At 52.5% G+C, this 23,300-nt stretch carries 19 protein-coding genes and 2 pseudogenes; 9 read left to right on the top strand and 12 right to left on the bottom strand.

What is annotated here, in order from left to right; translation table 11 throughout:
* Positions 1-18 precede the first annotated feature (18 nt).
* From V5735_RS19985 to V5735_RS19975, 3 genes are all read right to left on the bottom strand, one after another.
* The gene (locus V5735_RS19985) at positions 19-408 is read right to left on the bottom strand and encodes a GNAT family N-acetyltransferase (protein WP_423746536.1); all 390 of its coding nucleotides are present in this window, start codon (positions 406-408) and stop codon (positions 19-21) included.
* A 240-nt stretch (positions 409-648) separates the two neighbouring features.
* A complete protein-coding gene (locus V5735_RS19980) occupies positions 649-1,419 on the bottom strand; it encodes an MBL fold metallo-hydrolase (protein WP_423746535.1) in 771 nt (256 codons plus the stop codon).
* 53 nt (positions 1,420-1,472) lie between these two features.
* Positions 1,473-2,132 carry a helix-turn-helix domain-containing protein gene (locus V5735_RS19975; RefSeq protein ID WP_423746534.1) on the bottom strand — a complete coding sequence of 220 codons (660 nt, stop codon included), beginning with the start codon at positions 2,130-2,132 and terminating at the stop codon, positions 1,473-1,475.
* Between the two features lie 284 nt (positions 2,133-2,416).
* Here V5735_RS19975 and V5735_RS19970 point away from each other — a divergent pair, with 284 nt between their 5' ends.
* Positions 2,417-3,628 (top strand): MFS transporter, encoded by a 1,212-nt coding sequence (locus V5735_RS19970; protein ID WP_423746533.1) that lies wholly within the window; start codon positions 2,417-2,419, stop codon positions 3,626-3,628.
* A gap of 447 nt (positions 3,629-4,075) precedes the next feature.
* On the top strand, positions 4,076-5,659 hold the full coding sequence (locus V5735_RS19965; RefSeq protein WP_423746727.1) for a transposase: 1,584 nt from the start codon (positions 4,076-4,078) through the stop codon (positions 5,657-5,659).
* Between the two features lie 612 nt (positions 5,660-6,271).
* Here V5735_RS19965 and V5735_RS19960 read toward each other — a convergent pair.
* The 3 genes from V5735_RS19960 to V5735_RS19950 all read right to left on the bottom strand — a co-directional run bounded on the left by V5735_RS19960 (position 6,272) and on the right by V5735_RS19950 (position 10,417).
* Positions 6,272-7,855: an aldehyde dehydrogenase family protein gene (locus V5735_RS19960; RefSeq protein ID WP_423746532.1), complete on the bottom strand. Its 1,584-nt coding sequence runs from the start codon at positions 7,853-7,855 to the stop codon at positions 6,272-6,274.
* 238 nt (positions 7,856-8,093) lie between these two features.
* The gene (locus V5735_RS19955) at positions 8,094-9,590 is read right to left on the bottom strand and encodes a sodium/proline symporter (RefSeq protein WP_423746531.1); all 1,497 of its coding nucleotides are present in this window, start codon (positions 9,588-9,590) and stop codon (positions 8,094-8,096) included.
* A gap of 74 nt (positions 9,591-9,664) precedes the next feature.
* Positions 9,665-10,417 carry an IclR family transcriptional regulator gene (locus V5735_RS19950; RefSeq protein ID WP_423746530.1) on the bottom strand — a complete coding sequence of 251 codons (753 nt, stop codon included), beginning with the start codon at positions 10,415-10,417 and terminating at the stop codon, positions 9,665-9,667.
* A 508-nt stretch (positions 10,418-10,925) separates the two neighbouring features.
* On the opposite strand from V5735_RS19950, the gene V5735_RS19945 reads away from it, so the two are divergent.
* The 5 genes from V5735_RS19945 to V5735_RS19925 all read left to right on the top strand — a co-directional run bounded on the left by V5735_RS19945 (position 10,926) and on the right by V5735_RS19925 (position 16,058).
* Positions 10,926-11,759 carry a proline dehydrogenase family protein gene (locus V5735_RS19945; RefSeq protein ID WP_423746529.1) on the top strand — a complete coding sequence of 278 codons (834 nt, stop codon included), beginning with the start codon at positions 10,926-10,928 and terminating at the stop codon, positions 11,757-11,759.
* A 464-nt stretch (positions 11,760-12,223) separates the two neighbouring features.
* The gene (locus tag V5735_RS19940; RefSeq protein ID WP_423746528.1) at positions 12,224-12,328 is read left to right on the top strand and encodes a hypothetical protein; all 105 of its coding nucleotides are present in this window, start codon (positions 12,224-12,226) and stop codon (positions 12,326-12,328) included.
* A gap of 1,374 nt (positions 12,329-13,702) precedes the next feature.
* Entirely contained in the window at positions 13,703-14,428 is a 726-nt protein-coding gene (locus V5735_RS19935; RefSeq protein ID WP_423746527.1) for a helix-turn-helix domain-containing protein, read from the top strand.
* A 112-nt stretch (positions 14,429-14,540) separates the two neighbouring features.
* Complete coding sequence (locus tag V5735_RS19930) at positions 14,541-15,680, top strand: acyl-CoA dehydrogenase family protein (RefSeq protein ID WP_423746526.1); 1,140 nt, start codon at positions 14,541-14,543, stop codon at positions 15,678-15,680.
* Between the two features lie 6 nt (positions 15,681-15,686).
* Complete coding sequence (locus V5735_RS19925) at positions 15,687-16,058, top strand: tautomerase family protein (protein WP_423746525.1); 372 nt, start codon at positions 15,687-15,689, stop codon at positions 16,056-16,058.
* A gap of 123 nt (positions 16,059-16,181) precedes the next feature.
* Here V5735_RS19925 and V5735_RS19920 read toward each other — a convergent pair whose 3' ends face one another.
* From V5735_RS19920 to V5735_RS19910, 3 genes are all read right to left on the bottom strand, one after another.
* Positions 16,182-16,511 carry a hypothetical protein gene (locus V5735_RS19920; protein WP_423746524.1) on the bottom strand — a complete coding sequence of 110 codons (330 nt, stop codon included), beginning with the start codon at positions 16,509-16,511 and terminating at the stop codon, positions 16,182-16,184.
* Positions 16,512-16,874: a hypothetical protein gene (locus V5735_RS19915; RefSeq protein WP_423746523.1), complete on the bottom strand. Its 363-nt coding sequence runs from the start codon at positions 16,872-16,874 to the stop codon at positions 16,512-16,514.
* Positions 16,875-17,192: 318 nt separating this feature from the next.
* Positions 17,193-17,930, bottom strand: coding sequence for an IS6 family transposase (locus tag V5735_RS19910; RefSeq protein ID WP_423746522.1), 738 nt, complete (start codon positions 17,928-17,930; stop codon positions 17,193-17,195).
* Positions 17,931-18,079: 149 nt separating this feature from the next.
* On the opposite strand from V5735_RS19910, the gene V5735_RS19905 reads away from it, so the two are divergent.
* The gene (locus V5735_RS19905) at positions 18,080-18,316 is read left to right on the top strand and encodes a hypothetical protein (RefSeq protein WP_423746521.1); all 237 of its coding nucleotides are present in this window, start codon (positions 18,080-18,082) and stop codon (positions 18,314-18,316) included.
* A 163-nt stretch (positions 18,317-18,479) separates the two neighbouring features.
* Here the strand turns inward: V5735_RS19905 and V5735_RS19900 are convergent.
* The 3 genes and pseudogenes from V5735_RS19900 to V5735_RS19890 form a co-directional block, all read right to left on the bottom strand.
* A pseudogene (locus V5735_RS19900) lies at positions 18,480-19,034 on the bottom strand (HalOD1 output domain-containing protein); the annotation flags it as partial.
* Positions 19,035-19,119: 85 nt separating this feature from the next.
* Positions 19,120-21,333 carry a DPP IV N-terminal domain-containing protein gene (locus V5735_RS19895; protein WP_423746520.1) on the bottom strand — a complete coding sequence of 738 codons (2,214 nt, stop codon included), beginning with the start codon at positions 21,331-21,333 and terminating at the stop codon, positions 19,120-19,122.
* 166 nt (positions 21,334-21,499) lie between these two features.
* Positions 21,500-22,672, bottom strand: coding sequence for a M24 family metallopeptidase (locus tag V5735_RS19890; RefSeq protein WP_423746519.1), 1,173 nt, complete (start codon positions 22,670-22,672; stop codon positions 21,500-21,502).
* 174 nt (positions 22,673-22,846) lie between these two features.
* On the opposite strand from V5735_RS19890, the pseudogene V5735_RS19885 reads away from it, so the two are divergent.
* Positions 22,847-23,155: pseudogene (locus tag V5735_RS19885) on the top strand (archaea-specific SMC-related protein); the annotation flags it as partial.
* Positions 23,156-23,300 lie beyond the last annotated feature (145 nt).

Below are 23,300 nucleotides of genomic sequence, written 5' to 3'. Positions count from 1 at the left end.
AGATGAACACCCAAGTCGCTATCTCTGCGTGGCGAACTCTTTGACGAACGTAACTTCTTGTTGCAGAAGATTAGGATGGTTTCGATACCATTCGACCTGTGGAACCTCTGGTACTGCATCGACCGTTTCATCGACAGCAACCTCGTCGTAGCTAAGTTCTTGAAAGAATCCTCCGGCTTCCGTGCTAAACAAGAACAGTCGTTCGACATCTCGATCCATGGCTTCCGTTTCGATGTATCGGACGAGCCGTCGACCTAGTCCTTGCTCACGGTATTCCAGCTCGACGTATAACGATCCCAGCAGGGCATGAGGAAGATCAAGTTCGAGCCGGACGACTCCCGTGATGTCATCACCCCTCCGTGCGCCCCAGAACATCGAGCGTTCCAGGTCAACGTCTTCCCACATCATTCCGACTTCTCGAAGACGAATTCGGACACGTTCTACCTCCTGGTTTCTCAGCCGCTTGATACGATGTTGTGGGGATTTCGAGGACATACATGAAAGTTGTCTGTTGGTATGCGATATCTTTTCTGGTGGGAGAGATACTGTTTTGAGAGAAAGAAAGCGACCCGATTAACTGTGTATCTGACACGACTTCGAATGTAGAACCAGTGCCTTCCGGCTCGTTTGATTGGTGCGAGATCAATATCACTTTCTACTACGAGCAAGCCGGATTGCTTCGTGCATTTCGCCACGCCACGGATCACCATGACCTGGTAACAGCGTGACCTCGCCGAGCGATCCGAGCTGATCGAGTGACTCGACAGCCTGCTTCGTATTCTCGGTAAACATCGGCATAATCTGTGGACCACGAGCACGACCTGTTTTGAGATCGACGGTGGCGAGTGCATCGCCACAGAAGAGGACGTTTCGATCCGAGAGATACAGCACACATGAGCCAGCAGAGTGACCGGGGACGTGAATCACCTGTGGTGTCGCCGGTAGTTCGAGGTCAGTTCCGGCCTCGAACGACTCAACCGTCTCTACCGGTGATGGATTCCCACCGCTACGACTGAACTCGAGTAGCAGCCCAATTACGGCCGGTCGCCAGAGATTCCACACTACCTCACGCATGTTCTCCTCACTATCGCCCTCGACCAGCGCTACATCCGCCGAATGCACCCGTACGGGGACATTGGCGGTCTTCTGCAGTCGGTTGGCAAAACCAATGTGGTCACCGTGACCGTGCGTCAGTATCAGTGCTGCAATGTCTTCGAGACTATACCCAAGACTATCAAGACCGTCTACCAGTTGTTCCCAATGATTTGGGAGGCCTGCATCAACAACAAGCAGTTCGCCATCCGCCTCGATAACGTACCAATTGACGCGGTTCGTTCCAAATCGATAGACGCCGGGTGCGACTTCGGAGTCATATGCCATTGTCTGACGGTCATTGCTCGTCTCGTCCGTGCTGGCCATATTACTTCCAAACCTCGCATTCCAAAGAAGATCTGGCTAATATATGAACCGGTTTATAAACGTCTGTTCTCAATCACGTCGTCGAGGACGTGCTGCTGGGCCCGACGAAGCCGTTTCGAGAACGACGGTTTCGAGATACCGAGTTGCTCACTCAGATCACCGAGTGTTGTCCGTCGGGGGATATGGAAATAGTCGCTTTCGTAGGCAGTTATGAGTGCCTCACGCTGTTTGGTGGTTAAGCCCATATTGGATAACTCGTTACTCTTCGGGGTGGGTTCATAGAGACTATCGAGTCGGAACGAGATCTCGCGTTCACGGCAGATGTCTCGAAAGCGAGCCAGTGCGTCCCGATTTGGAAAGTTCGCCTGAATTTCCCACCCGTCGTCAGTGATCGTGCTTCTCCCGGCAGGAACTGCCCCGAGTTTAACGAATGCCGTTTTGACTGAGAGCAGTGGATTCTGTAGCTGCACATGATAGAGCCGTTGTTCCCGAGTGGTTCTTAGCACTGAGTACGTTGCTACCGTGCTGTTCTCGGCGAGTTCTGTCTCGAACGTCTCGAATGATGGGGTTTCGACCCAGCAAATGACGACTGGCTGATCTGAATCGACAGTTAGTGTTCTATCAACTTCGAGGTTCGTCCCTGGTGTCGCTGCTACGATGTCGACCAACGGAAGGCGTGGATCTCGCAGTCGAAATTCCGCGATGAGACTCATAGGGTACGAATCGGGTGCGACACACATACCAGTTCGTTGTATCTCGAGGTCGTCAAATTGGCCAGCGATATCGTCGAATACAGCCCGTTGTCTCACCCATCATCGCAGTGTCTCACGGAAATCAATCCGTGAATATGTTCACGAGCGATGCTACGAAATCCCTGGGACGACTAGTGTCGTAGTTCGAATGACACCGCTAATCGAGATCGAAGATGAATTGAAACACAATCCAAGAGATCGAGCGTGATGAGAGGTAGGGATGTCTCTTTGAGGGGAGAACGGAGATGAAGTGGGACGGATTCCGTAGCATTGAGGTGCGGTACTATCTCTACGAGGTGACGCGAACCATTTGGTTCGGCGTCGCAGTCTATATCCTGTTGTTCCAGTCCGCGGGATTGACGTATACGAGTATTCACATCATCGAAGTAGTCTACTTGATCACTGTCTTTTTCGCCGAGATCCCCACCGGCTATCTCGGCGATCGACTCGGCCGGCGAAACACCCTAGTTCTCGGTGCAGTCCTGCTCATCATGGCGAATCTCGGATACGTGGTAGCGAAGACGCCGATGGGGTTCGCGGCCGTGTACGTAACGTTCGGCCTCGGCCACGCACTCCAGTCCGGAACTGATAGTGCGTGGCTTTTCGAGACGCTACAAGAACGGAACGCACAACACTTATTCACGAAAGTGAGGGGGCGGGCACGCGGCCTCGGTCTCATCGCTGCAGCGTTCGGTGCCATTGTGGGTGGATACCTTGGAGAGCTATCGTTACTATTTCCTTTCCTCGCGTCCGCTGTCGTCTCATCTCTCGGGATTCCACTTCTGCTCTCGCTGCCCGCGTCGGAAGACAGGACAGTCGACGGGGAGACGGGTCAACCGGTTTCGCCGAAAAGAGCGTTGGCAGTGTCTCGGGAAGCGTTGTTTGGACCGACGCTTCGCCCCTTCGTCCTGTACGTCGTCCTGATATTCGGGTTGTTCGGGGTTGTCCAGGTATGGGTTCAGCCCATCGCACTGAGTCTCGGATTGGTAATCAAGGATATCGGTTGGCTCTATGCTGGATTGATCTGGGTCTCGGGGGTGCTCACGTACTTCTCTGCCGAATTGCGGGGATACCTTGGGCTCCCTCGGCTACTGAGTCTCCTACCGATCATCGCCGGTTTGCTCGCCGTGAGTGTGTTGGTGGCGCCGATTCTCGCGTTCCCGGCATTCTTCGTTTTCAGAGCGGTTAGCAGGGTACTCGAACCCGTAGAACAGCAATATCTCAACGAGCACATCACGACCGTTGGCCGTGCGACGGTATTGAGTTCGATTTCGATGGCCAAGGGAGTCGCTGCGATACCTATCGAACTCATCGGCGGTGTCGTCGCCGACCTGTACTCGCCGATTGTCGCAATGGGACTCGTCGGTATTGGTCTCGTGACGATTTCTATGACTCTTTGGCGGTTCAACAAACCAGTCCACGATGGACATATAGATGATATGGTGGGAATGGATTGAAGCCGGTCAACTGGCCATCGAAAACGTCGAAGTACCCCTGGCCAGCACGAATCAGAGGATGTGTGGGTACACGAATACATTCACCGGACCACCCGGCTGGTAAGAGCTACATGGGGGCGGTCGGCTGTGGCACCGCCAGGGCGCCACATATTACCTGTACCACCGCGGTATACAGCATTGACCACACGGTGATACCCACCTTCAGGCCGTCAATCAATTCACCCAAGAACCGCTCCTCAACGACGTGAGGATGGTCAGGGGAACGAAAGTCGGCGAGAACCGCGAGCTAAAGTTCGCAGCACTATCCGGGGATGTGTCATTGTGGTCGGTTGCTGACTCGTTACAGTTGAACGTCCCCGTAGGTTCTCTCGAAGCGTTGATTCGTTGCACGCTCACAGGCCCTGTATGAGTGGTTCTGACGGAACTCATTCATGTGAGACGTCGCGAATGCGGTATCTCTGTGAGGCCTATCAACTCGGGATCGCCATCAGAGATGACCTCCAGGTAACCGACCTCCTCACGGCATTCGAGAAGCTAGACCAGTCGGTGGAAACAATCCACGACGGCTATCCCGCCTGGCATCCGGGCCCGCTGTCCTTTCGTGCTATGGTGCTTTCGTTCATCTATCTGGAGATCACGGGCGACTCCTACGCCTCATTCACCCGACGACTGAAACGGCAACCAGAGATTGCTACTAGCTTGGGATTCAGCCGCGTCCCCGATGAATCAGCCTTCTCGCGGGCGTGGCGGAATCGATTTGACGACGCCGCCCAGGAATACATCCAGACCGCCGCCCACTTCGTCGTCAAAGAAGTCCACGACTTCGACATTCCCGCGCCCGAGGTGCGGCCCAAGGCAGAGATCGTTGACGAGTCTCCAGTAGAGGAGGACTCAGTAGAAGAAGAGTCGTTCTCCCAGGACGAGATTGTCCAGACGACGCGCCTCGCGCGTGATCACGCCTTCGGCTACTTTGACTCTGGCCGGGCCGCGAACGCGTCCTACGAGGACGCGCGCTTCTGCGAGTTGCAGACATTCATGGGGATGGTTGGCTGTGGCACCGCCCAGGGAGCAGCACGGTTCCAGTATCGACGAGGCGACGACTACGGCCCGCATGGCGACACCCACCTCCGCGCCGTCAAACAATTCGACCCTGACGAGCTCATTGAGGGCTTCAATACAACCACAGACCGCTTGCTCTCGGTCATCGCCTCGGAAGCATCCTTCCGTCGGCCAGTCACCGCTGCTATCGACATCACGACCATTCCCTACTACGGGGACGTCGAAGAGATGCCGATGGTCAGCGGCACGAAAGATGGTGAGGGCCGAGCGTTCAAATTTGCGACGCTGTCGATCATCGGCCGGAACATCCCGTTCGTTCTGGCGGTCGAGCTGGTCCGAGAGAGTTCGGCGAGGGATGACAACCGGTCAAACCAGATCCACCGCGTTGTCCGACAGCTTGTCAAGCGCGCGAAAGAACACGTGCCGATCGAGACTGTACTCTGTGACCGTGAGTTCGACTCGATGCGTGTGTTCCAGACGCTCTCGAACCTGGATGTGAACTACCTCATCCCGAAACGAATCACCAGTTCCGAACGCGAGGCACTCAAGCGGATGGACGAGGACAACCAGGAGGTCGCTGTCGAATCCGCGTCCGTCCACGTCGAGGCGGGGTCGCATCCGATGCGGTTTCTGTACGTACCATCGACGAGCGGCGAGGAAACAACGGTCTTCGCGACCAATCTTCGGGTTGGGCCAGAGGAGGCCGAGGCGTTCTGTCACCGGTACAGATGGCGCTGGCAGATCGAGAACGAGTACAAATCCATCAAGGGGGATTTTCTGGCGAAGACGTCCTCGAAAGACTATCGCGTTCGCTTGTTCTACTTCGTATTCGCCGTGCTGCTGTACAATATCTGGCGGCTCACCGACTTCCTACTGAAAGCAGGCGTCGACGGTGGGATGGACTACGCACCCGTGCTGACCGCGGGTGAGTGTGTCGAGATCGTTGTTTCGGCCTTGATCCCACCCGACTAACCGCCTGAGCCCTCGCTGAGTCCGCTGCTCGTGAGTGGCGACACTATTCAGCAGCGCCAGAATTCATGCAATTTCTCACATCTATCCGGTAGTCACGTCCATAACAGTTCGCTATCAGCTTCCGACCGCCGAGAAGAACCACTAGTCGACGGATATATGGCCAAAAACTAGCCCATCCTCCGAAACTGCGAACTTCCAAGATGCTGAGTTTTGGTATCGCTTTATATGGTTTATGAATGTTCTAAATGCTGTTTTCGGCAGGTATTGGTCTTCTATTTAGCGATTCCATAATGGGTGGTGGTCTCTGGGTTACTGCCGCTTTTTGCAGTAAGCGGAAGTGGTGCCCCCCCGATCCCCCTAATGAAATCTATGGAGGTGTGATGGCTCAGACAGTCGAAGTCGACTGGTGGATAATTGAAATCCGGCGCGACAGTCTCCCTAGATGCGTGAGACGTCCTTTTCGCCAAATAGGCACTTCGGCGATGTCGAGTGTACGAGGGCCACAGAGCATGAGCACCGCGAAGTTGCATTGGAATGTCTCGTTCACGATATCAAATGTTCTATGGCTCAGTGAAATCGATCGATTATCCGTGACGCTCCTCAGCCAATCGTTTAGTTAACTCGCGTTCGACTCTGCTCTCGCATGAACTGCTGGAGGTACCAATAACCGCCAGCAAATTTACCTGTCGTCCCTGAGTACTTCCATCCACCGAACGGTTGTGCTTGAACCAGTGCACCAGTTGTCGCACTCTGAGAGCGGTTCACATAACACATTCCAGACTCGATTTCATCAAACCAGCGGTCGATCTCACCGTCGTCTTGCGAGAAGAGTCCAGCACAGAGCCCGTACTCGGAGTCATTCGACTTCTCAATTCCTTCGTCGAGATCAGATATCGGGTGAATCGTGACGAACGGAAGGAAGTGTTCTTCACGCGCAAGTTCGTGACCGTGAGGGATATCAGTGACTACCGTCGGTTCGACAAACCGACCGTCTGCGAGGTTACCGACTGTAACGACATTTCCACCGGTTCGAATTGTCCCCTCCTCTTCAGCGCGTTCGCAGATGTCCGTGTACGATTCGAGCGCACTATCATTAATGATCGGTGATATGAAGGTATTTCGTTCAGTCCCCCGACCGATCTTCAATTTTTTCGTTTCGGCGACTAGTCGATCCGTGAATTCATCGATTCTGTCCTCTTGAACGTACACGCGTGAAGTCGCGGAACATTTCTGTCCGCTGAAAGAGAACGCTCCTTTCATCACGCCCTCTACCGCGTCCTGGAGTTCTGCGGTATCACTGACAATCACTGGGTTCTTTCCACCGAGTTCAGCGATGACAGGCCCATGTTTCCCTTGCTCGGAGAATGTCTCTTGAATGGACACCCCGACTCTTCGCGATCCGGTGAAAACTACACCCGAAACGTTTTCGTGTTCGATCAGAGGCTGGCCGACATCGCGTCCACCGCCCATAACGAGGTTTAGAACACCCTCTGGAATTCCTGCCTCGATGAAGATTTCGACACACTTGTGTGCAATCAGTGATGTCGTTTTCGCGGGTTTTGCGACGACCGTATTACCGGTGATCAACGCACCGCCGGTCATACCGACGAATATGGCCATTGGGAAGTTGAACGGTGCGACAACTGCAAACACACCGTACGGTCGCAGCAAATTCTTGGTATGCTGGCCAGGAGTCGGCTCTCCAGTGTTGAAATCATATCCATTAGACCGCTCTAATTCACGGCTGTAGAATTCGAGGAAGTCGATAGATTCGTCAACGTCAGCCATCGCTTCCTTCCGGTTTTTCCCGTTCTCTAGGGAAATTGTCGCCGCGAGTTCGAATTTCCGGTCTCGCATGATATCCGTAGCGGTACGGAAGATATCTACACGGGTATCGACATCTGAAGCCTCCCATTCAGGGGTGACGGTATCAGCTGCGCTGACGGCAGCGTCCATGTCTTCCGAACTTCCGGCGGTGAACTCACCAATTGTTACGTTCAGATTCCCGGGAGATACGACGTCGAAATGGTCATCCGTATCGACCCGCTCACCGTCGATCCAAAGGTGGTGGTTCCCTCCGAGTTCCGCTTTGACAGTTTCGACGGCTTCCTCGTACGCTTCGTGAAACTCCTCGACGTTACCGTTTTGGTTGTACCCGTGGAACGTCAATTCGTTATCAAAGTCTCTTGCTTGCACAACCGTAGCAGGTAGTTGATTGGTATTATAGTTTGGGATTTACTACCATAGTCTATTCGGAAAAGTCATTGATGCCACACGGGTGTAGGGCCGCTCTTCTGACTGAAAAGACACACCAGCGAACGGACAGAGCGCGGCAATGAAAACGACGTTCCACACGCGGTCGTACTCTCCACATGACGTCGTGGTGCTGACGTTCAAAGGGGTGTTCCCTGTCGACCCTCCGCCGTTCGTGCCGTCAATCCTGATTCGCAGCGCTCGTGGACGGGGAAGGGCTAGTCAACTCCTCGCTCGGCCACAGCAGCGAGGCACCGATTGCGGCGGCGAACCCAATTGGCGGCGCGATAAGACGAACCGTGATGACCGAGTTCATTCCGAAAGCGATCCAGAGGATGGTCGTGCCAGGACCGGCGACGAATGCCGCCACGAGGCCTGCCACGGAGAGGTTCCGTCGCCAGAAGAAGAGAAGAGTGAATGCCGGCCCGAAAGCGGAGAAGAGCCCGGTGCCGGAGTAACTCACGAGGGTGTACACGAGGTTCGACGTCAGGAGTGCGATCACGAGCCCGATCACGCCGACCGCAAGCGTGGCGACCCGGGAAACGCGTAGCTGGGCTTTCTCGCTGAAGTCCTGTCCTTTCTTCAGAATATCGGTGTAGACGTCCTGTGCGACCGCGGAACTAGCGACGACAATTTGCGAGGAGGCCGTCGACATCATCGCCGCTAACGCGCCCGCGAGGAGGATTCCCCCGAGCAGTCCGGGGAGATGTTTCAAGACCATGAATGGGAGGACCATCTCGCGATCTGCCTGCAGTGCCTGCGGAGCACCGTCAATGACGCGCGCAAGGAGGCCGAGGAGCACTGCGCCCGACGAGGTAAGGACGCCCCAAATGGTCGCTACGATGATGGCAGAGCGGCGGTCGTCGCTGTTACGAACCGCCATGAACCGGGCGTCAAGGTGCGGGTAGCCGCCGAGATACAGGAAGAACCAACTCAGGTTGGCGCCGAGGAAAACAAGCGCGGCGGCACCGATCCGTCCCCCGAACCACGCCGCCCGGTTTCCTCCGGAAGCCGCGAGTCCACCCAATAGGGAGGTGGAAGGATCGAGGAATACGCCCACGAGAAGATACCCTGGAAGCACGACAAGCGTGAACACCATTAACAATGCTTGCATCACATCGGTCCAGACGACGGACGGAAACCCGCCAGCGAGCGAGTACGCCGTAACGACGCCACCGATGAGGAGGACCCCGATGACAGGATCGATCCCGAAAGCCTTCTTGAAGATGTTACCACCGGCGAGGAACTGTGACCCAACATAGCCCATGTAGAACACGAAGGTGATGAGCGCCGGGAGCGCACGAGTAACTGGCGAGTTACCGGGGAGTTTCTCAGCGAGGAGTCCGATTGGCGTAACTGCACCCGTCTCCTTGCGACCCTCCATAAACGGCCGCGCGTAGACGATCCACTGGAAAATGGCCCCACCGGTTGTGCCAACGAGCACCCAGATAGCGGAGAGGCCAACCGACCACGCTAATCCTGGCACGCCCAGGAGAAGCCATCCAGACATTCCGGAACTTCGTTCGGAGAGTGCCAATGCCCAGCCGGGAATCTGTTCGCCCCCGAGAAAGAAGTCTTCCTCGGAGGAGACCAACTTCGACCCCCAGTGACCGATCGCTACCACTACGATCAGATAGCCAACTAGCCCGATAATGGTTTCCATGCCCGCTTGTACCATAGTCGTATGAGAATTTTTGGCATAATATATGAATGTATTGATTTGGACTCATCTCCTGCGAGTCACGACCCTACTCAGTCGAATTCGGCCTCGATCTCGGCGATCGTGTCGAACAGTTGTTCTACTGTCTGTTCCTCGATCTGGTCGTCGGTCATTCGGTAGGTCGCACCGTCTACGGCGAGGCCGCCAAGGACGTACCCGTTAGGCTTCGTTATCTTCGCACCAACGCTTCGGAGCCCCTCACGCTGTTCCTCGTCGTTGATCGCGTACTCTCGTTCACGGACTAAATCTAGTTCCGCCTTCAGTGCATCCCGATCCGTGATCGTGTTCTCCGTGAATTTTGGGAGCCCCCAGCGGTCGATGATCTCGTCGACACGTTCTTCGGGCATCTCCGCGAGCAACATCTTTCCGCTTGCAGTAACGTGCATGTGAAGGTACTGACCAATCTTGAAGTCGGTCATCGCGGAGCCACCGATGTTGTGGTAGACCACGACGAGACGACCGTTCTCCTCGGTGGCGAAGGAGATTTCTTCGGGTATCCGGTCGGCGAGATCTCGCGCTTTCGAACGTACAACGTCAAACGCGGGCTCCTTGTTCTTAGCATGCTGGGCGTGCGAGAGGAACCGCAGACCCAGCTGGTATACCCCGCGTTCTTTCACCACGTACCCGAGCTTCTCGAGAGTGGTCAGATGATAGTACAGCGTACTCTTGGAGAGCTCAAGCTGCGACTTGAGCTCCGAAAACGTCGCTCCATCCGCGTTCTCGATGGCGTGAACTACTGCGAACGACGTTTCCGTCGTAGTGAACGTCCGGCTTCCGTCTGTCATAGTATGACATCACACAACCCCGACCCAAAAGCGTTCGCATTATGGGAACCGCGTGCTGGTGGCCACTCTCGCCCGGGAAACCGCAATCACATCGGTAAATTAGCGCGTGGTTCACACTATTCGAACCGATCGCCAACCTCCGAGATTACACCGCCATGGTCGAAGACCAGCCGTGACACCCACCCATGTCCGTTACAGAACTACTTCTGTAATCCTTGTCCCGCTGTCTTCCCGGAGTGCGCTGTGAGAGGAGACAAGTACTGGTCGGTCCCGACCATCCGCTATGCTACTTCACACTATTCGAAAGGATTTACACATTGATGGATCCGCCACCCTCGCTACCGTCGGAACGTACCACATCATGGTGAGGGGTACCATCTTCCATATGTACAATCACCAACTGGTTCTACTATTGTGAATAATACCCGCACGCGGGTTTCGTAGCAGTTGTCCACCGCTATTCGGAAAAATAGAATCATTTTTGCCACCCGAACGTCGAGTGATATTCGTGATTCCACCGATCGCAAACAACTTCGTCGCCGACGAGTCGACCGAAGGAGCATTGGAGTACGCCGCCGAGCTCAACGACCGAGATATCAGCGCCATTCTCAACCTCCTCGGCGAACACTATCACGAGCGCTCCCCCGCGTTCGAGGATGCAGCAGAGTATCGCCATCTGGCCGCGGAGATCGATGACCGCAACCTCGATGCGTCCATCAGCGTCAAGCCCAGTCAAGTCGGTCTCAACGTCAGCAAAGACGTCTTTGTCGAAAACCTCGAAAACATCGTCGACCGCGCCATTGACCACGATGTTTTTGTCTGGGTCGACATGGAGGACCACACGACGACCGACGCGACACTCGACGCCGTCGTCAAGAACGCCGAACGCGACGGGGCTGATGTGGGTGTCGCTATCCAGGCGAACCTCAAGCGGACCGACGACGACCTCGAGCGACTCGCCGAGAGCGATGCGACCGTTCGTCTCGTCAAGGGAGCGTACGATGAACCTGCCTCGATTGCGTATGTGGACAAATCACGGGTGAACGAAGCCTATGAGAAGCACCTCGACTACCTCTTCCGCGAATCCGAGCGCGTTTCTGTCGGCAGCCACGACCCACGGATGATCTCGCTTGCCCGAAACCTTCACGACGAGTATGGTACTCCCTTTGAGATCCAAATGCTCATGGGTGTCCGCGACGACGCGCAGGTCGACCTCGCGGATGACGGGGTGCGTGTGGTTCAATACGTCCCCTACGGGGGAAAGTGGGCTCAGTACTTCTATCGCCGAGTCATGGAGCGCAAGGAGAACCTACTGTTCGCGGCCCGCGCGATTCTCTCGTGACGATGCGACGCAGTTCGACATCAACCGAGACATCGATTAACAGTCCTTCGGCAGCGTGTGAGACGTAGAACTCAGGAAGAACGAGAAAGACGATCGAATATCATCGTCTATCGTGAGCCGAAAAAATGTGAAAGGGCCGCGATGACAGTCGAGCGGGGGCAATTAGCGGCAATTTGGGGACAAACACTGAGCTACGAGTCGCATCTGTTTCCTGCCAGACTGTTCATTGAGTCCCTGTCATCCAAGGACATTCACTGCCTTTCCGAGACAGTATTTATATCTATCCTTTCTGCCGTCCGTTTTTCTATCCGTACTGTTCAACGAGGACGATCATTCCAGAACTGAATGCCCGGGTGGCTGTATCGATAGCCATTCGTTTCGGTCATATTGAGGGCTTAATTGACTGGTTTTTCGACAATTGTCGATAGACAATTTTATGATTGACGATACTATAGTACGAATCGATGCGTTACAAATGTAGCCGCTGTGGTTCAAACGGCATCGTTCGGGACTACGAAACCTGGTCGTGTGAAAGTTGTGGATACGTGCCACCACATGGAGCAGATTAGCTCGAAGTAGGAACCGGAGACTCGTGGATTCTCGGATTCGAGGCGGATCCATACGCGAGTCGAACGTTCACGCTATGTATTCGTCGAAGACCCCGACGGACAGAAACCCAACTCATCGAACGAGACGGGATCGATGGAGATCTCTTCCATACTAATCAGCATATATGAAAAATATTTTTCATGATACGGGATGGCATGGGCTAGATTCTCTCCTCCTCGGTAGGAATTCAATTGTCGAACGGTCGGGACGTCTCTGACGGCCATAGTAATGCAGAATACATTCAAGACATTAATCACCGCAAGGACAACTGTCTACTCACGACTTCTGGAAGCAATCGAAACGTAGTCCGTATGCATCAAACCATTTTGATCAAGTTCTGCTCGGTAGAGTCGAGCCGAATTCTCGACCAAATCAGAAAGAAATGAACCGAAACCTGTATTCTTCGCTGAAACATGCCTTTTTTTGAAGTTATACTCCTCGCTAGCTCGTGCAAAAACGCAACTGCCAAATCGGTGGGACGCCGACCAAACGATTGGATATCACGCGATGATTGTTCCGGTGGTGTTGTATTATCTATTCAAGACTACTCGCCATTGGTTTGCGACAATTACGTCTACGAGGGCTCCGTCGGCGATATCGACTGCGGGCCAAATTTATACCAAACAACCGTCTATTCTAATGACTAGTCATTGATATAATTTTCGTACGCCGAAGAGACGGAGAATCGTTCTCGGACCTCTGATTGGCATTCGGTCGCGTGAAAGCGGACAGCAAATGGCCTGATGGGCAACCACAGAACGTTTTGCGTTCCGGCATACAACGAAACTCGACACATGTCGTTAACATCGCCGTTCACTCACGCGCTCACCATTCGATATTTGCCGTTTCTAACCCCTGCGAATGTACACTCAGTATGAACTGGTTTAATCGCGGGGGACAGCGGTCTCATACCCTCGTATTTTGTATCTGCTGTTGCAGACGTAGGGCATTTTTTAGCTGGTCAAGTACCCCTCAGTCGATCGGTTCGTTAGTCCGTGACATGCCTTTAGATGAGCACCATGCGTCAGGTAATTGAATATCTTCATCCAGTCGTATTGAACGGCGACTCTTTCGGTGCTTCTCAACAGGATATTGAAAATAGAATAGTCAAAATTGTTTAATGCCTCTCGGATAATGTTCGCTTTATTTTCATATGTTTAAGGCCTTTGATTGTGATTACCCACTAAATCCATAAGCGGAAGTAACACCACCCCGGGACCCCCACATCGATCTGTGCGCAGTTGGTGATGCAAATCTCTCGGTGACGAAGTTCCAATTCGAAAGGCCACTCGTTGATGACAATCTCTACTAGCCATCGTGAATAATCTCCTACCATGACTGGTTCCGAGAACGGTGAGGAAACACTCCATGTGTCGATTGATCTCTGGTATCCCGACTGCTGGGAGATCGAGGTTACGAAGCAAGTTGCGGTTGGGTTTCTTGGATACGGAATATATTCGACTGGGAATGATGTTGCGACACTCTTTACGATCTACGCAGATGATCAGGAGACAATTGCAGAGGGCATCGAAGCTACGAACGCATCAGAACATGTCCACTCAGTATCCGAGATGGCCCCTGGCTTCCAGCGAACAACCGTGCCGAAACCAGGGAACGTAGTGCGGGAACTCCTCGTTAATCACGACGGACGCAAGCAGATCAGCCAACCCCTGACGTCTCGAGGGTTCGTCTGTACTGGTCCGATCGATATCCGGGACGGACGAGAATATTGGTCACTTGCGACAAACCGTGACCGGGAGACGGTTCAGACGAGATTTGAACAAGTCCGTGAAGAGATGAATGCGGAGATCAACATTCGTAGCATGGAACAAAGAAGTCGTCAGCCCGCGACAAATGCGCTTCCTCTGGATCACCTCACGAAACGCCAGCTCGAAGTACTGCAACTCGCCCGCAAAAAGGGATACTACGAACACCCGAAAGAAACATCGGCCCGCGAGCTAGCGGAGGAACTGAACATTTCTACGTCTACCCTGCACGAACATCTCCATAAAGTTGAAGCGAAGTTGTTGGGACAAAACGGACTCACACGGCTCTCGTAGGGGCTATTCTTCGAGGTTCGGATTAACTTCAGATGGAAGTATGGCTCTCAATCGCAGAAGACCTGCTATGTCCGGCTCCTGGTTTAATGGTTCGCCAGTACCGTACCCATCTATGGAATTCGAACTAACAGAGACCCAACGGTCGCTTCGAGACGATGTTCGGGAGTTTGCAGAAACCGAAATTCGACCCGAAGTGAAACGGTTAGATCAACAAGGCGAGTATCCCAGCCAAATTCTTGACGAACTCGGTAATCGTCGCCTCGCGGGATTAACGCTGTCTGAAGAATACAACGGACGCGGTGAAGGTCTCGTCGAACTCGCGCTGATGATCGAAGAACTTTCAGCTGCGTGTATGTCCGTAGTGAGTGCCCTCGGACTGCATATCGGCGTCGCGGCAGTCATCGAGCGCTTCGGCTCCGATGAGCAACGTGACGCACTCCTTCCCGAGATGGCGACATTCGAGACAGTCGGTGTGCTCGGGCAAAGCGAAGCCAACGCCGGTAGCAACAAATTGGAGATGGAAACAGCGGCCGAACGGCAGGGGGACGGATGGGTACTCAACGGGCACAAACAATGGGTGACGAACTTCTACGACGCGGATTACGTTCTCACGTACGCGAAAACCAGTCCTGATGAGGCCGCACCGCACAACATTAGCGCGTTTCTCGTGCCAACCGAAGAGTTCGATAGAGAGAACGACTGGGATACGTTAGGTGCGAACAGCGTCAAATCACCGCGCATTTCGCTTTCGGACGTCTACGTTCCTGCTGATCGCCTCGTTGGCGAGCAAGGAGAGGGTTATGTCGAGCGTGGCGAAATTCATACCGGTGTGAACGTTTCTGCTCGAGGTGTTGGTATCGCTCGTGCTGCTCTTGAAGACACAGTATCGTACACGAGTTCAAGAGAGCAATACAGCCAGCATATCAGTGACTTCCAGGGCGTGCGATGGGAGCTCGGCGAGATGGCAGAACGTGTCGACACCGCTCGATTGCTCACACTTCGAGCAGCTGATCGCGCTGATCGCGGCCACGATGTAACCCGCGAGTTTGCCATGGCGAAGATCAACGCAACGCAGGCCGCGGTCGACAATGCGAACAGAGCGGTTCAACTCCACGGGGGTCTCGGATACACAACCGAATATCACGTTGAGCGCTACCTTCGTGATGCGAAACTCCTGACGATAGCTGGCGGTCCAAATGAGGGTCACAAAGACACACTTGCAAAAGCTGTGATCGAGCGGGACGGAGAGTGATTCCGTATGCCGTTAGTTACAATTTCAGTTCTGACAGGCAAGTCCGACGAGTATCGAAATACAGTTGCTGACGCGGTCAACACGGCTGTCCTCGATACGCTTGACTTCCCACCAGGTGACCGCTATCAACTCATCCGAGAACTCCCTCCGCAGGAACTCGAGTTACAAGATCGGGACGGGGATCGAGCCGTGCTTGAGTTGACAATGCGTGCTGGCCAGGATCGCGAAGACAAACAGGCGTTTTACGCTCGTGTGACTGACTTGCTAGAACAGGATCCAGGGATCTCCTCAGAAAATGTGATGATCGTCATCACCGAGAATCGTGAAGAAGACTGGTCTTTCCGGGATGGTGTGGCCCAGTTTATAGCTGATAGCTAATCCGATTGAGAGCAAAATGTACGCTCTCTAATCAGCATATAGTCGAACTTTTCCGGTTAATTTGATAAGCGGAAGTAAACACACTCCGGTACTCTCAATGAAATCTGTGTGCACAGTGGACCGTCATCGAAGATACGTCTCAAGAGACTCAACGACGTGATCGACGAATTCCCTCGTGACTCGGCCCTGCCACGCCACCAGATCTTCGATACGAGGGGAGTGGACTGCCCAGGGAGAGATGAACGATTCGTACGGTACACCACCTGTTTTCCAAACAGCTGACTCCAGAGGAATCGAATCCCCGTACTCTTTCGTCGAGATGGCGACAGCCACGTACTGCTCGTCGCCGAACGGATGCGATTCGTTGTTGACGATGAGCCACGGTCGTTGGCTATCTTCGCCCAGTTTGAACGGGTCTGAACTTCGAACCACATCGCCACGTTCCGGTTGCATTTATTCGTCTCGCTCGCTTGGATGCGGTTCGTCCGGAGCAACTGCGTCCCACTCGTCAGGTTCGATCGCTCCTTCGTCTTGATTGAGCCGTTCCGTGATCGTGTGGAGAGCATACGCGTCTGCAACTCGATCAAGATCGTTCGTTATCGCCCAGTACTCTCCTCTGTGTCGGACGAGTTCACGCTGTTTCAACCGCGAGAGGGCTGTCCCAACTGTGTTCGGGTCCTCGTCGAGACTGGTCGCGATTTCCGACCGGGTGAACGCTTTGTCCCGGTTTGTATAGAGATAGACAAGTACCTGTTGGGGCACGCTTGGGCCGCTTGGAAGGTCCCCAGCTTCGAACTCCTCGATGCGTACGGGCATACGCTGTACTTGGTGTGCTGACGTAATCAATGTACGGGTGTACTGAAGCTGTGATCTAGTAGATGGTCACTATCAGTCGGTACTCCTCGCTCGTTGTCTGAAACCGATCACCGTGTGAGGGGTTCAAGACGGCCGAATAACTCGGATCAGGGATTCGACCGGCGAATTACATGGCTGATTTGAGATGGGCAACCATTCTTCATGGAGCCCTGTCATCGCACGATCAGTGACATAAAATCTGCGGTCGTATATCAGATGATAATCTAGATCGTAGGAGAAGTAGTCTGTGTTCTGGGATTTCGCCGTGTTTGGCACTGTCTAGTTTAGCTCCTCTTCGACAGGTGTTCGGTTGTTGAGCGATTGATGCGGTCGCTGATGGTTATAGTAATGCACAAACTGTTCAAGACACTGCTGGACGCTGGGCCGACTGCCCACCCACGACGTATGGAAGCGGTCGATCCGCTGTTTGAGCGTGTGAAACCACTTTTCGATCAGGTTTCGCTCTGTGTAGTTGAGCCGACCGCTCAACCCAACTCGAAAGAGGGCAGTCCGATAGCCGTAGCCATCAACGAGAAACACGGTGTCCGAGAGATCGTGTTTCTCGGCTAGTTGGCCGAGAAACGTAGCCGCTTGATCGGTCCCATGCCGATCAAATACTTTGACATCGAGCAGCAGTTTTGTTTCTGTGTCTATTGCAGCGTACACCCAAGACCATTCGCCGTTGATTTTGACAGCGGTTTCGTCCACCGCGACCCGCGTCGGCGATGCCGACGGCGGGTCGGAAACGCTGTCAGCGAGCCGATGAACCCATTGAAAAATTGCTTGATGCGACCGTTTGACGCCGAGGAGCGCAAGAATCGCTTTTGTTTCTCTGAGTGAACAGCCGGTCGCGTGGAGCCGGACGGCGAACGCCCTGACGGGCGTCCCCAGAAATCTCTGATTTCTGGTGTGCGAACGAGACGCGTAGCGTCTCGTTAACGTCGCCGTCCGCTCACGCTCCCAACATTCAAGCATAGCCGTGTCTAAACTCTTTTTGAGCAGGTTTGAGAGTAGCATCAATCACTAACTCTTCGACCTGCTCGTCCTTATCTAGACAGTGCTTTCCACGTCGTTTGTCCGTTTCCTTGTCACAATGAGCTAGGTAGTGTCACGAGTAGACTCTGTCCAAGGGTTTACTTATCCCGTACTCGAATTTGGTCATACGAATGGTCTCGAACGGAACGTCGCCGCTCACTCCACTTGCGCAAGAAGCACTTGATGCGCTCGCGAGTGCGCTCCCAAATGAAGGAGAGCTCACGTACGAGCAAACGTATGCGATTTTGAAGAAAGAGGAAGATCTTAGGCGGCCCGCTGCCGATGATATCGTCGAACGGCTGCACAATAAGGGCCATCTTTACGAAGTCGAGGGAAAGCTCCGACTCACTGATTACGAGGCTGAATAGCGAATCCTTCCCTCGTCGGTTACGATGATCGCGAAACTCTTCGAACTCCTCGACCGGAATGATCGTCTTTTCACGTGAACTGACCGCGATTTCTTTGAACATGCCGTCCGGACAACTGTCGAGCAAACACGAGACTGAATTCTCTCCACTCTACCGAGCCTGATCAACTAACCGGGCATGGGTTTTCACTAGTATCGCAGTGTGCTCCGGGCGGTTCGTAGATGGGGATGGTATTGTCGCTACGAACGGAGACAAGATAGCCCTCAACTGTGAATCGCACCTCAACGTCACTCTTTTTGGATGCACATACTTCGATGATGTCTTCGAGAGTATCTGGGTTCACGTATTCGTACAGTGCAAAGGTACTCTGACTATCTGTCGGCTTTATTACATCCGCGAGTGTCTCAACGAGAAACACAGCCGCTTGATTGCTACCATGCTGATCAAACATTTTGACATCGAGTAGCAGTTTTGTTTTGGTGTCTATTGCGGCGTACACCCAAGACCATGCTATGTTAATCTTGATAGCAGTTTCGTTGACCGCGACCCGCAACGACTCCAGCATCGGCGGGTCTGGAAAAATATCATAGAGTCGGTTTGGTATCCGAAAAATAGTTTGATAGGAACGTTTTACGTCGAATAGTCGAAGAATTTCTTTTGTTTCTCTGAGCGAACATTCGGTCGCGTGGAGTAGGATGGCACCATTTTGGACAAGGGTTTCAATGGTTAGTGTCGAAGGATTTCTGCAGTCAAATCATCACAGTCTGGACAACAGATCTTGAATTGGTAACTACGAAGACCGACTACTGGTAAGATTTTATCTCATACTCATTCGGAGGATCAATATTGTGGAGGTATTTAACGAAGTAATCCCACCGAGCGCGGATAAAATACGGGTGACCATCAAGTGAGTGATGAACATTGGGAATAATAAGCATGTCAAAGTCATTGTTGGCTTTCATAAGGGCATTTGCGAACCGGAGCGTCGCAGCCGGATGGACATTCTGATCAAGCTCACCGTGTACCAACAGCAGTTTCCCTTCAAGTTGGTCGGCAAGAGTGATGTTTGACTGTTCGCTATAATGATCGTCTACCGGATAGTCCATCCACATCTCGTTCCACGAGGCCTTATCCAATCGATGGTCGTGGTTCCCGCTTGACGAGACTGCAACATTGTAAAAGTCTGGATGTTGGAGAAGTGCACGAGCTGAATCATATCCGCCAGCAGAGTGGCCATATATCCCTACTCGTGAGAGATCCATATACGAGTGCTCCTCTGCTAATTGGCAAAGTGCCGCTTTGTGGTCCTCAATTCCGTCTCGGCTCAGGTTCTTGTAAGAACAGTCTCGGAACGCCTTTGAACGCCGTCCAGTTCCACGACCATCAACCATGACAACGACGAATCCGAGTTCAGCGATTGATTGTGCGTTGGATCGATATGCGTCGAATCCCTTCGGCACAAAATAGTTGTGTGGCCCCGTGTATATGTGTTCAATTACAGGATACTGTTTTGTAGGATCAAAATCCGAAGGGCGCCACATAACTCCATAGATATCGGTCTCACCGTCTGCTGCAGTGACTTCAAAGGATTTTGGGGGCATCCAACCAGTACTACGCAGCTGTCCGACCTCTGCTTTTTCTAACTCTTGTATTACATCTCCACTCGCACTTTGTCGAAGTACCGTACTGGGCGGTGTGTCAACTCGAGAGTGGATATCAACGACAAAATCTCCCGATGGTGAAATAGTGACGGTATGATCTGCCAATTCGGGCGTAAGGAGTGTAAGATTTGATCCGTCGAAATTGACCCGATAGAGATGACGAAGGTAGGGATCACGATTCGCTTCCCGACCACTGGCGGTAAAGTAAATTTGTCTGTTGTTCTCGTCGACGTGCTTTATGTCACGCACGACCCACTCACCATCCGTAATTTGGTGTTTCTCATCACCCGTTTTGCCGTCGATGAGGTAGATATGGTGCCATCCGCTTCGTTCTGATGTCCAAAGGATTTCCTCTCCATCGTTGATGACCCGTGCATGAGACATTCGTGGGTCAACTAAGGTGTCCGATTCCTCTTCGATTAGCATCCGAGACGATCCAGTGATCGAATCAACTTCGAAGAACTTCGCCGACCCAAAGCCACGAGACCGACGAATGTAGTGCAAGCGTTCACTATCCCCATACCAGTCAAGCAGTGGTTCACCGCCAAAGTATAGAACTGGAATCGGATCGACGTCTAATTCGACTCTAGAACGCCGCTTGACATTAAAAACGACTGGTTCTGCGAGAGGTAATCCATTTTCACCAGGAAGCGGATACGTGTATGTGTAGTGTCTTGGACGCATTTGGTCGTCGGGTGATGATTGGACAAGAGCAAACTGTCTAGCTGAGCGCTGGTCCAATTGATATGTCACCAAACGATTTGAATCGGGTGACCACTTTACTTCGATCGAGTGGTCAATGTCTTGCGTATTTTGATCAACCATATCTACTGGCGAGGGGTAGGGCGTTGCATAGCCATATTGTTCCTCACCGTCTGATGTCAACTGGATAACTTCTTGATTCTCCGTATCGCGTACGTACAAATTATGATCCTCAATGAATGCTATCCAACGCCCATCAGGTGACTCACCGGGATGCTCTTCCTCCTGTGGGATTGTTTCGCAAGTATAGGTCGAGAGGTCACACTTATATTGTGTCTCTTGCACAGAAAAGAGGATAGCCGACTCGTCGTCAGTATATTCAAACTCATCGAACGGGAGACTCCATTGATCGTGGAGAATGCCCGTCTCTCTTGCAATCGCTTCCTCAAGTCGCTCGTGTTCAAATGCTGGCGTGCGGGTGTTCTCATCCGGATCGATTTGGATGAATTCTTTTCCGTTACGGCACTCTCGACGATACCAGAATCGATCGCTGTCACCAATCCAATGAATGTCGATATTGTCGTTCAAGACAAGTGATTCAATGTTCTTCGGGAGAAATTTCTCAGCGCGCTCGTACGCTTTGTGTGATACCATCGTTGAGTCCTTTGGTTATCTTGATAAAGTAGTTATCCATCTCATTTCCTACCAACAAGAAGGTGTCATCTGCGTATTAACATAGACACTCCTCAAGTTTCCCGAACCCGCGGAAAATGAGCCATCCGCGTTCGCACTCATTACTTTCTCCAGTGATGTCTGATAGTTAAACTATGAGTTGGTCGATATCTCGAGGATAGTATGTCAGAGTGTCTGTCCCTGTCTCGGTGACGAGTATCGTATCAGAATGCCGAAATCCACCGACTCCAGGGACATAAAATCCTGGTTCAACGGTATACAGTTCCCCGGATGAAATCGTGCCGTCGTACCCCCGATCGAGAAACGGACGCTCGTGTCCCTCCATTCCGATATTGTGTCCGATGTGGTGTTGAACGTATTCATGTACGCCTTGTTCTTTATAATAATTCATAACTGCTTCTTCGACGGCTGCGTATTCGACACCCGGTTCAATTGTGTCGATCGCGATTTCTTGTGACTCGCACATTATCTCGAAGTAACCTCGCTGCTCATCCGATGGGTCACCAACAACCAAAGTCCGCTCGAGTTCAGTCGTATACCCACCGATGGTGGGCTTAACGATTGTAACGATGTTGTCTCCCTCTCGAATACGCGTCGTCTGGTCAACGCTATGAGGTAGCGAAGTAACTGAGCCAGTCGTGAAGTTACATTGCATTGGACGCGACCAACTCGTCATCTCATATCGTTCACCAAGGGTATCAAGTATCGCACTGGTTCCTTCAGCTTCGACCTCGGCACTAATCGAAATAGGTCGTTTCCCTACCGCTAGTTTTTCTTGGAGTAGTCGATGCCCAAGGTGTGCCCACGTGCTCGCCTCGCGAATTAGATCGATTTCAGCCTCACTCTTCCGTTCACGCATCGTCGTCACGTAGTCCTCAACACCAACAGAACCGGGAATGAGGCTAGAGAGCGATGGTCCGGTATAGCCATTTCGACGTAGACTTCCATCGTTATCAACAGCCACTGACTTCCCTGCAATACCAAGATTTTCGCACATTTCAGCGACCAGTTTCATTGGATTACCCTGTGGAAAATCGAAGTAGACGTGAACATTATCGATATTGAAGTCCGAACACTCGGCGTGTTCCCGTTCTAGTCGTGGAACGACGATATCGATACGCTCATCGGTCAATCCAACGGCGCACGGACGCTCGGTCGGAAGATGGTACATCCCAGTCACATAGTGAATATTTAGCGCACCAAACAGCACTACGCCGTCATACCCGTCTTCGTGCGCACGTGAAATCAGGGTTTCTGCTCGTTCTCGATACTCTTCATTTGGAACGCGTAGCCGATCCATAAGAGAGACAAAACACAGTACACCGTAAATTTATCTCTATTCTGTGTTAGGGTTAACCATAGGGAAAATAGCTAAGCAAGCTATAACATGTATATCCAATGCATACCCAAATTTTGGAATCGGAGATATCTGAGCTTCAGACGATCGTTCAATTCAATGAAGAGATGTTGGATAAGCGTCTTCAATCTACATGTGATCCGAAGTACTGATTCAAGAACCACCTACGAGGATACAATCAACCACCTCAGCGAGAGTGAGCGAGAAGTCACGGGTCTCATCTTTGCATTGTCTGGCTACCTTGTGCACGATGTGTATGATACAGTTCCATTTGTTTTGTCAGATTTGCTCGAGGCGATCGATTCAGACCGGATTGCGGTACTTGTCGAATATTTCAGTGAGTATGCCGGTTTTCTTATTACTGCTCTATTGCCGGAGGACGCCGCGGCCCTCAGTGAACAATATGAACACATGACTGAAATTTAGAGATAACTGTTATTATATTACCAATTGGTCACAATTCGTAGCTATCGTTCGCACTCAAAAAGAATCACATTCGTAAGCTCTATATTGACACCTCTCCCCAGTTTTGAAGAAAAATGCAAGTAATGGCCATAATCACTACACCAAG

This window comes from Haladaptatus sp. SPP-AMP-3 (assembly GCF_049568665.1).
GTDB classification, from domain to species: Archaea; Halobacteriota; Halobacteria; order Halobacteriales; family Haladaptataceae; genus Haladaptatus; species Haladaptatus paucihalophilus.
This window is presented reverse-complemented; position numbering and strand designations above follow the sequence as displayed.

Bases quoted from the DNA above. Each gene is read 5' to 3' on its own strand.
- V5735_RS19985 (WP_423746536.1), bottom strand. From the start codon at position 408: ATGATGTGGGAAGACGTTGACCTGGAACGCTCGATGTTCTGGGGCGCA.
- V5735_RS19980 (WP_423746535.1), bottom strand. From the start codon at position 1,419: ATGGCCAGCACGGACGAGACGAGCAATGACCGTCAGACAATGGCATAT.
- V5735_RS19975 (WP_423746534.1), bottom strand. From the start codon at position 2,132: ATGAGTCTCATCGCGGAATTTCGACTGCGAGATCCACGCCTTCCGTTG.
- V5735_RS19970 (WP_423746533.1), top strand. From the start codon at position 2,417: ATGAAGTGGGACGGATTCCGTAGCATTGAGGTGCGGTACTATCTCTAC.
- V5735_RS19965 (WP_423746727.1), top strand. From the start codon at position 4,076: ATGCGGTATCTCTGTGAGGCCTATCAACTCGGGATCGCCATCAGAGAT.
- V5735_RS19955 (WP_423746531.1), bottom strand. From the start codon at position 9,590: ATGGTACAAGCGGGCATGGAAACCATTATCGGGCTAGTTGGCTATCTG.
- V5735_RS19950 (WP_423746530.1), bottom strand. From the start codon at position 10,417: ATGACAGACGGAAGCCGGACGTTCACTACGACGGAAACGTCGTTCGCA.
- V5735_RS19940 (WP_423746528.1), top strand. From the start codon at position 12,224: ATGCGTTACAAATGTAGCCGCTGTGGTTCAAACGGCATCGTTCGGGAC.
- V5735_RS19935 (WP_423746527.1), top strand. From the start codon at position 13,703: ATGACTGGTTCCGAGAACGGTGAGGAAACACTCCATGTGTCGATTGAT.
- V5735_RS19930 (WP_423746526.1), top strand. From the start codon at position 14,541: ATGGAATTCGAACTAACAGAGACCCAACGGTCGCTTCGAGACGATGTT.
- V5735_RS19925 (WP_423746525.1), top strand. From the start codon at position 15,687: ATGCCGTTAGTTACAATTTCAGTTCTGACAGGCAAGTCCGACGAGTAT.
- V5735_RS19920 (WP_423746524.1), bottom strand. From the start codon at position 16,511: ATGCAACCGGAACGTGGCGATGTGGTTCGAAGTTCAGACCCGTTCAAA.
- V5735_RS19915 (WP_423746523.1), bottom strand. From the start codon at position 16,874: ATGCCCGTACGCATCGAGGAGTTCGAAGCTGGGGACCTTCCAAGCGGC.
- V5735_RS19910 (WP_423746522.1), bottom strand. From the start codon at position 17,930: ATGCTACTCTCAAACCTGCTCAAAAAGAGTTTAGACACGGCTATGCTT.
- V5735_RS19905 (WP_423746521.1), top strand. From the start codon at position 18,080: ATGGTCTCGAACGGAACGTCGCCGCTCACTCCACTTGCGCAAGAAGCA.
- V5735_RS19895 (WP_423746520.1), bottom strand. From the start codon at position 21,333: ATGGTATCACACAAAGCGTACGAGCGCGCTGAGAAATTTCTCCCGAAG.
- V5735_RS19890 (WP_423746519.1), bottom strand. From the start codon at position 22,672: ATGGATCGGCTACGCGTTCCAAATGAAGAGTATCGAGAACGAGCAGAA.